An 8569-nucleotide genomic window follows, 5' to 3' on the forward strand; every position below is an offset into this window, starting at 1 on the left:
GGCCCGAAAACGGCGCGCCCCACTGGATCAAGGTGCCGCAGCTCGGCGGCGTGGTGGTCGGCGACGATTGCGAGATCGGCGCCAACACCTGCATCGACCGCGGCGCCATCGAGGACACGGTGCTGGAAGAGGACGTGCGCCTGGACAACCAGATCCAGGTCGGCCACAACGTCCGCATCGGCGCGCACACCGCCGTCGCCGGCTGCGCCGCCATCGCCGGCAGCGCGCGCATCGGCCGCTATTGCCTCATCGGCGGCGCGGCGGGCGTGCTCGGCCACCTGGAACTGTGCGACCGGGTGGTGGTGACGGCGATGAGCCTGGTCACCCACTCGATCCGCGAGCCCGGCGAGTATTCCTCGGGGACGCCGTTGATGGACAACCGCAGCTGGCGCAAGGCCGCCGCCCGATTCAAGCACCTCGATGCGCTTGCCCGCCGGCTGGGCGCTTTGCGCGATAATCGCGACTAGCCATCGCGCCAGCCAGGGAAGAATCCAGTGCAATTGCCGCTCGACGTCATCGCCATCCAGAAGCTGTTGCCGCATCGCTATCCGTTCCTGCTGGTGGACCGGGTGGTGGAGTTCGAGCATCGCTCGCACATCAAGTGCTTCAAGAACGTGACCGCCAACGAGCCGTTCTTCGAAGGCCACTTCCCCGGCCAGCCGGTCATGCCGGGCGTGCTGGTGATCGAGGCGCTGGCCCAGGCCGGCGGCCTGCTGACCCAGCTGTCGCAGATCACCGATTCGGCGGGCAAGGTGTTCTACCTGGTCAAGGTCGACAACGCCAAGTTCAGCAACATGGTCGTTCCCGGCGATCGCCTGGAGCTGTGCGTGAAGCTCAAGCGCACCATCCGCAACATGGCGCTGTTCGAGGGCGTTGCCAGGGTCGACGGCGAACAGGTGGCCTGCGCGGAGATCCTTTGCGCGGAAGCCAAGGCCTGACATGGCCGCGGCGGGCATCCACGCCAATGCAGTAGTCGATCCGTCCGCACGGATCGGCACCGGCGTGTCGATCGGCGCGTTCACCGTGGTCGGCCCCGGCGTCGAGATCGGCGACGGCACCAGCATCGGCGCCCACTGCAGCATCCAGGGCCCGACCCGGATCGGCCGCGACAATCGCATCCACGGCCACGCCGCGATCGGCGGCGACCCGCAGGACAAGAAATTCCAGGGCGAGCATGCCGAACTGGCGATCGGCGACCGCAACGTCATCCGCGACTTCACCACCATCAACCGCGGCACCGGCAACGGCGGCGGCATCACCCGCATCGGCGACGACCACTGGCTGCTGGCCTACGTGCATGTCGCCCACGACTGCCAGGTGGGCAACGGCTGCATCTTCTCCAACAACGCCACCCTGGCCGGGCATGTCGAGATCGGCGACCAGGTGATCCTCAGCGGTTTCGCCGGCATCCACCAGTTCTGCCGCATCGGCGCGCACGCCTTCATCGGCATGGGCGCCTTCGTCAACGGCGACGTGCCGCCCTACGTGCTGGTGGCGCAGGAAGGCTACGGCAAGCCGCGCGGCATCAACGTCGAGGGGCTCAAGCGCCGCGGCTTCGACGCCGAGCGCCTGGCCGCGATCAAGCGCGCCTACCGCACCCTGTACATGTCCGGCGCAAAGCTCGAGGAAGCGCGCGCGCAACTCGCCGGGCTGGCCCGCGAGAGCGACGACGTCCGCCACCTGCTCGAGTTCATCGAGCGCAGCGAGCGTCCCCTGCTTCGATGAACGTCCGCGCGCCGCGCATCGCCCTGGTCGCCGGCGAGACCTCCGGCGACCAGCTCGGTGCCGGCCTGGTCGCGGAACTGCGTGCGCGCCATCCCGGAGCGGAGTTCGCCGGCGTCGGCGGGGATGCGATGCGCGCGGCCGGCGTGGACACCTGGCACGACGCTTCCGAACTGGCGGTGATGGGCCTGTCGGAGGTGCTCGCGCACCTGCCGCGCCTGCTGCGTCTTCGCCGGGCGTTGCGCCAGCGCATCGCCGAGTGGAAGCCCGACGTGTTCGTCGGCATCGACGCACCGGACTTCAACCTCGGCCTGGAACGCTGGCTCAAGCAGCGCGGCGTGCGCACCGTGCACTACGTCAGCCCGTCGGTGTGGGCCTGGCGCGAATCGCGCGCGGCCAGGATCGGGCAAAGCGCCGACCGGGTGCTGTGCCTGTTCCCGATGGAACCGGAGATCTATGCGCGCCACGGTGTCGACGCGCGCTTCGTCGGCCATCCGCTGGCCGACGCGATCGCGCTCGAACCCGATCGCGCCGCCGCACGCGCCGCGATCGGCGTGCCCTTCCACGCCCCGGTGCTGGCGGTCCTGCCCGGCAGCCGCCTGGGCGAGATCGAACGCATGCTGCCCACCTTCCTCGAAGCCGCGGCCCTCGTCGCCCGCGAGATCCCCGGCCTCCAGCTCGTGATCCCGGCGGCCAACGCAGACTGTCGCGCAGCGATCGAGCGCCTGCTTTCCGGCTCCCGGCTCCCGATTCCCGATTCCCGGCTCCTCGACGGCCAGGCGCAACAGGCCATGATCGCCGCCGACGTCGTCCTGCTCGCCTCGGGCACCGCCGCGCTGGAGGCGATGCTGTGCAAGCGGCCGATGGTCGTGGGCCACCGCATCGCCGCTTCCACCTATCGCGTGGTCAAGGCGCTGGGCCTGCTCAAGTCGCGCTTCGTCAGCCTGCCCAACGTGCTGGCCGGCGAGGAACTGATCCCGGAACTGCTGCAGGACGATTGCACGCCGGAGCGCCTGGCGGGCGCAGCGCTGCAATGGTTCGCGCAGCCCGAAGCCGTCGCCGCGTTGCGGCCGCGCTTCCGCGCCCTCCATGAACAGTTGCGCCGCGGAGCTTCAGCGCGCGCGGCCGAGGCGATCGACGAATGGATCGCCTGAGTCCGCATCCACAGGCACTGGTGGCCGGCGTCGACGAAGCCGGGCGCGGGCCGCTTGCCGGTCCGGTCGTGGTCGCGGCCGTGGTCTTCCCCGCCGGGCGCACCCCCGTGAACGGCCTGGACGATTCCAAGCAGCTCGACGCCGCGCGGCGCGAGCAACTCTATCCGCGCATCGTCGAGCGGGCGCTGGCTTGGCAGGTCGTGTTCGTCGACGTCGACGAGATCGACCGCATCAACATCTACCACGCGACCATGGCGGGCATGCGCCGCGCGCTGGAAGGCGTGTGCGCCGCGCTGGCCACCACGCTTGCGGAAGGCGCATCGCTGGAGGCGCGCATCGACGGCAACCGGTTGCCGCCCACCCTGCCCTGCGGCGCGCGCGCGATCGTGGGAGGCGACGCCAGCGAGCGCTGCATCATGGCCGCCTCGATCCTGGCCAAGGTTGCGCGCGACCGGCACATGCGCGAGCTGCACGAGCGCTGGCCGGGCTACGGATTCGACGAACACAAGGGCTATGGCACGCCGGCGCACCTGGCCGCATTGAACGCCTTGGGACCCTGCCCGGCGCACCGCCGCAGCTTCGCGCCGGTGCGCGCCTGCGTCATCGGGCCGGGGCTGTTCGATGAATGCGAGCTGGAACCTGCTGGCGCCTGAACGCACCGCAAGTCATCCCCACTTCCGGCCGATCCACGCCACCTCCGACAGGCGCATGCTCATGCCACGCCAGCGAACGGGAGGTGTGCAATGGATACCTTCGACCTCGGACCCATCCCGCATCCGGACGAGCAGGCAGTCGCGGGTTTCGATGCGCTGCTGAGCCGGCTGGACCCGGCCACCGCACAACGCGTGTTGCAGGAATGCCTGGCCGAGATCGCGCTCTGGCAGCACCACCTGCGGGTGCAGGAACGCCACTACGCGGCCGATGCGCGCCCGCGCGAGATGTTCCATATCGGCTGAGCCGCGCGGCGGGGGCACTGTCAACTCTTGTCCCCCCGCAGGCGGGGGGCTAGGCTGCGGCGAGCCATGCCTTCCCGCTTCGTCCACCTGCACCTGCACAGCGAGTACTCGCTGGTCGATTCGACGATCCGGATCCCCGGGCTTGTCGAGCGCTGCGTGGCCCTGGGCCAGCCGGCGGTGGCGATCACCGACCACAACAACCTGTTCGCGCTGGTCAAGTTCCACAAGGCGGCCGAGGCCGCCGGCATCAAGCCGGTCACCGGCGCAGACATCCTGCTTGCCGACGGCGACGATGCCGCCACCCGCCTGACCCTGCTATGCCGCGACCGTGCCGGTTACCTGGCGCTGTCGCGCCTGCTCAGCCGCGCCTGGATGGAAGGCCAGCGCCACGACGGCGTGGTGGTGCGCCCGGAATGGCTGCGCGAGGCCAACGAGGGCCTGTTCGTATTGGCCGGGCGACACAGCGAGGCGGGCCGGCTGGCCGCCGCCGGCAAGCACGACCTGGCCGGGCAATGGCTGGCCGACTGGCAGCGCTACACCGGCGAACGCATGCACCTGGAAGTGGTGCGCAGCGGCCGCGACGGCGAGGACGCCTTCAATGCCTTCGCCATCCATGCCGCCGCGCAGCGCGGCATTCCGCTGGTCGCCAGCAACGACGTGCGCTTCCTCGAGGCCGAGGGTTTCGAATCGCACGAGGCGCGCGTGTGCATCGCCACCGGCCGCGTGCTCGACGACCCGCGCCGGCCGCGCGATTACAGCGCCGAGCAGTACCTCAAGTCGAGCGACGAGATGGCGGCGCTGTTCGCCGACCTGCCGGACGCGATCGACAACACCCTCGCCCTGGCCACGCGCTGCAACTTCGAACTGTCGCTGGGCACCTACCACCTGCCCGCGTTCCCGGTGCCGAGCGACGCCACGCTGGACAGCTGGATCCGCAGCCAGGCGCGGGAAGGCCTGGAACGTCGGCTGCAGAAGCACCCGCTGGCGCCGGGAAAGAGCCGCGCCGACTACGACGCGCGCCTGGAGACCGAGCTCGACGTCATCGTGCGCATGGGCTTCCCGGGCTACTTCCTGATCGTGGCCGACTTCATCAACTGGGCCAAGGACCACGACATTCCCGTGGGCCCGGGCCGCGGTTCCGGCGCCGGTTCGCTCGTGGCCTGGGCGCTGGGCATCACCGACCTCGATCCGCTGCCCTACGACCTGCTGTTCGAGCGCTTCCTCAACCCGGAACGCGTGTCGATGCCCGACTTCGACATCGACTTCTGCATGGACCGGCGCGACGAGGTGATCGACTACGTCGCCGCCAAGTACGGCCGTGACCGCGTCAGCCAGATCATCACCTACGGCACCATGGCGGCCAAGGCGGTGGTACGCGACGCCGGGCGCGTGCTCGGCTTCCCCTACGGCTTCGTCGACGGCATCGCCAAGCTGGTGCCGATGACCCTGGGCATCTCGCTCGACGATGCGCTCGGCCGCACCGAGAAATCCCGCAGCGACGAGAACTGGCGCTCGGACGAACTGATCGCGCGCTACAACGACGAGGACGACGTCCGCGACCTGATCGACCTGGCGCTGGAACTCGAGGACCTGACCCGCAACGCCGGCAAGCACGCCGGCGGCGTGGTGATCGCGCCCGAGCCGCTTTCGGAGTTCTGCCCGCTGTTCGCCGAACACGACGGCCACGGCCACGGCCGCAACCCGGTGACCCAGTTCGACAAGGACGACGTCGAGGCCATCGGCCTGGTGAAGTTCGACTTCCTGGGGCTGCGGACGCTGACGATCATCGATTGGGCGGTGAAGGCGATCAACAGCCGGAGCAGGGGAATAGGGAACAAGGGGAATGAAGGGAATGGAAAGGGCAAGGCGTCCGGCGCGCCTGGAACTCCCCATTCCCCTCACTCCCTTCATTCCCCTCATTCCCCGCTCGACATTGCCGCGATCCCGCTCGACGACCCGGCCACCTATGAGCTGTTCGCGCGCGGGGACACGATCGCGGTGTTCCAGTTCGAATCGCGCGGCATGCGCGAACTGCTAAAGCGCGCGCAGCCGGACCGCTTCGACGACCTGATCGCCCTGGTGTCGCTGTTCCGCCCGGGCCCGATGGACCTGATCCCCGACTTCATCGAGCGCAAGCACGGCCGCGCCGAGGTGAAGTACCCGCATCGCCTGCTGGAACCGATCCTGGCGCCGACCTACGGCGTGGTCGTGTACCAGGAACAGGTGATGCAGACCGCGCAGGTGCTGGCCGGCTATTCGCTCGGCGGCGCCGACCTGCTGCGCCGGGCGATGGGCAAGAAGAAGGTCGAGGAAATGGCCAAGGAGCGCGCCAAGTTCGAGGCCGGCGCGCTCGAGCACCACGGCATCCAGCCGCGCGACTCCGGCCCGATCTTCGACCTGCTGGAAAAGTTCGCAGGCTACGGCTTCAACAAGTCGCACGCGGCCGCCTACGCGCTGGTGTCCTACCAGACGGCGTGGCTCAAGGCCCACTATCCGGCGCAGTTCATGGCCGCGGTGCTGTCCAGCGACATGGACAACACCGACAAGGTCGTCGGCTTCCTCGACGAGGCGCGGGCCATGGGCCTGGAGGTGCTGCCGCCGGATGCGAACGCTTCGGGCTACATGTTCGAGGCCATCGACGGCAAGACGATCCGCTATGGGCTCGGCGCGGTGAAGGGCGTCGGGCGCGGGGCGTGCGAGGCGATCGTGGAGGAACGCACGCGCGGAGGTGCGTTCGCCGACCTGATGGCGTTCTGCCGGCGCGTGGACTCCACCAAACTCAACAAGCGCGCGCTGGAGGCCCTGGTCAACGCCGGCGCGCTGGATGCGCTCGGCCCCAACCGCGCGTCGCTGATGCTGCAGTTGCCCGAGGTGCTGAAGGCCACCGAGCAGCTGGCACGCGAACGCGAGGCAGGACAGGTCTCGTTGTTCGGAGGCGGCGGCGATGCGGCCGCGCCGGCGCTCGCGCTGGAACTGCCGCAGGTGCCCGAATGGCCGCTGCTGCAGCGCCTGCAGGGCGAACGCGAGACCCTGGGCCACTACCTCAGCGGCCACCCGCTGGATCCCTATCGCGACGAATTGAAGGGCCTGATCGGCCACGACCTGGGCGACCTGGACCGGATCTGGAACGACCGCCCGCAGGAGGAGCGCCGCGGCTGGCGCCAGGAAGCCAGCACGGTGGTCGCCGGCCAGGTGGTGGGCATGCGCAAGCGCGGCGACTCGCAGGCCTTCGTCCAGCTCGACGACGGCCGCGGCCGGATCGAATGCGCCTTCTTCGCCGAGGCCCTGCAGGACTACGCGCACCTGCTCACCCGCGACCGCATCCTGGTGGTCGAGGGCGGCCTGCGCGAGGACGAGTTCAGCGGCGGCTTTTCGCTGCGCGCGCGGCGCTGCTGGGACTATGTCCAGGTCTGCCAGCAGCACGCACAGCGGTTGTCGGTGAAGCTGGACCTGCGCGATGCGGCGGTCCTGGGCGGGTTCGGCCAGGCCCTGCAAAGCCACGCCGGGGCCACGCCGCTGCTGATCGAGGCCATCACCGCCCAGGCCATCGGCCGGCTGAGCATCAACGGGGGCCAGGGCGTCCGCGCCGACGCCGCCCTGCCGGCCCTGCTGCGCGCCCTGCCGGGGGTCCGGGGGGTCCGCCTGCACCTGAACAAGCCGTGGGCCTCGTAGCGTCTAGTAAACTGGCCGGATGAATCCGAACTACCTCGATTTCGAGCAGCCGATCGCCGACCTGGAAGCCAAGATCCAGGAGCTGCGCCATGCCAGCCACGGGCCGGCGGTCAACATCGATGCCGAGGTGCACGCGCTGCAGGACAAGCTGCGCCAGCGCACCGCCCACATCTTCCGCGACCTGACCCCGTGGCAGGTCTCGCAGCTGTCGCGCCACCCGGCCCGCCCCTACACCCTGGATTACCTGCGAGTGATCTGCGACGAGTTCCAGGAACTGGCCGGCGACCGCGCCTACGCGGACGACGCGGCCATCGTCGGCGGCCTGGCCCGCATCGACGGCCGCCCGATGGTGGTGATCGGCCACGAGAAGGGCCGCGACACCAAGTCCAAGCTCAAGCGCAACTTCGGCATGCCGCGCCCGGAGGGCTACCGCAAGGCCCTGCGCCTGATGAAGCTGGCCGAGCGCTTCAAGCTGCCGCTGCTGACCTTCATCGACACCATGGGCGCCTACCCCGGCATCGGCGCCGAGGAACGCGGCCAGTCCGAGGCGATCGCGCGCAACCTGCTGGAGATGGCCGAGCTGCGCACGCCGATCATCTGCACGGTGATCGGCGAAGGCGGCTCCGGCGGCGCGCTGGCGATCGGCGTCGGCGACCGCACCCTGATGCTCGAATACAGCACCTACTCGGTGATCACGCCCGAAGGCTGCGCCTCGATCCTGTGGAAGACCGCGGACAAGGCCAAGGATGCGGCCGAGCAGCTCGGGCTGACCGCCAAGCGCCTGAAGGAACTGGGCCTGGTCGACAAGGTCGTGCGCGAACCCATCGGCGGCGCCCACCGCAATCCGATGCAGATGGCCAGGCGCCTGAAGGCCGTGCTGATGAACGAGCTGGACGCGCTCGAACAGCTGCCGGTCGAGGACCTGCTGCAGCGACGCTACGAGCGCCTGCGCGCCTACGGGGCCTACGAGGCGGCCTGAGCCCGGGCGTGCCACCATCGCGGCATGGCTGACGCCGCACTCCCGCCCCTGCCACCGCCGCCCGCGCCGCCGGGCGCCGCCAGCGG

Annotated in this window: 8 protein-coding genes; all 8 read left to right on the top strand. The window is 69.8% G+C overall.

The window, feature by feature from the left end; all coding sequences use genetic code 11:
- Positions 1-467 (top strand): UDP-3-O-(3-hydroxymyristoyl)glucosamine N-acyltransferase (locus QAA18_RS08875; RefSeq protein ID WP_279412574.1); only part of this gene is annotated, 467 nt, incomplete at its 5' end.
- A 27-nt stretch (positions 468-494) separates the two neighbouring features.
- Entirely contained in the window at positions 495-938 is a 444-nt protein-coding gene (gene fabZ / locus QAA18_RS08880) for a 3-hydroxyacyl-ACP dehydratase FabZ (RefSeq protein ID WP_279412575.1), read from the top strand.
- 1 nt (position 939) lies between these two features.
- Positions 940-1725, top strand: coding sequence for an acyl-ACP--UDP-N-acetylglucosamine O-acyltransferase (gene lpxA, locus QAA18_RS08885; protein WP_279412576.1), 786 nt, complete (start codon positions 940-942; stop codon positions 1723-1725).
- Complete coding sequence (lpxB, locus tag QAA18_RS08890) at positions 1722-2876, top strand: lipid-A-disaccharide synthase (RefSeq protein ID WP_279412577.1); 1155 nt, start codon at positions 1722-1724, stop codon at positions 2874-2876. Before lpxA ends, lpxB begins: the two co-directional genes overlap by 4 nt.
- A complete protein-coding gene (locus QAA18_RS08895) occupies positions 2864-3529 on the top strand; it encodes a ribonuclease HII (protein ID WP_279412578.1) in 666 nt (221 codons plus the stop codon). Before lpxB ends, QAA18_RS08895 begins: the two co-directional genes overlap by 13 nt.
- Positions 3530-3619: 90 nt before the next feature.
- The gene (locus QAA18_RS08900; protein WP_279412579.1) at positions 3620-3832 is read left to right on the top strand and encodes a hypothetical protein; all 213 of its coding nucleotides are present in this window, start codon (positions 3620-3622) and stop codon (positions 3830-3832) included.
- A gap of 66 nt (positions 3833-3898) precedes the next feature.
- Positions 3899-7504, top strand: a complete 3606-nt coding sequence (gene dnaE / locus QAA18_RS08905) for a DNA polymerase III subunit alpha (RefSeq protein ID WP_279412580.1) — start codon at positions 3899-3901, stop codon at positions 7502-7504.
- 19 nt (positions 7505-7523) lie between these two features.
- Positions 7524-8483 (top strand): acetyl-CoA carboxylase carboxyltransferase subunit alpha, encoded by a 960-nt coding sequence (locus tag QAA18_RS08910; protein ID WP_279412581.1) that lies wholly within the window; start codon positions 7524-7526, stop codon positions 8481-8483.
- The last annotated feature ends 86 nt before the right edge of the window (positions 8484-8569 follow it).

The sequence above is a fragment of the Luteimonas sp. 8-5 genome (assembly GCF_029763755.1).
Classification (GTDB): Bacteria; Pseudomonadota; Gammaproteobacteria; order Xanthomonadales; family Xanthomonadaceae; genus Cognatiluteimonas.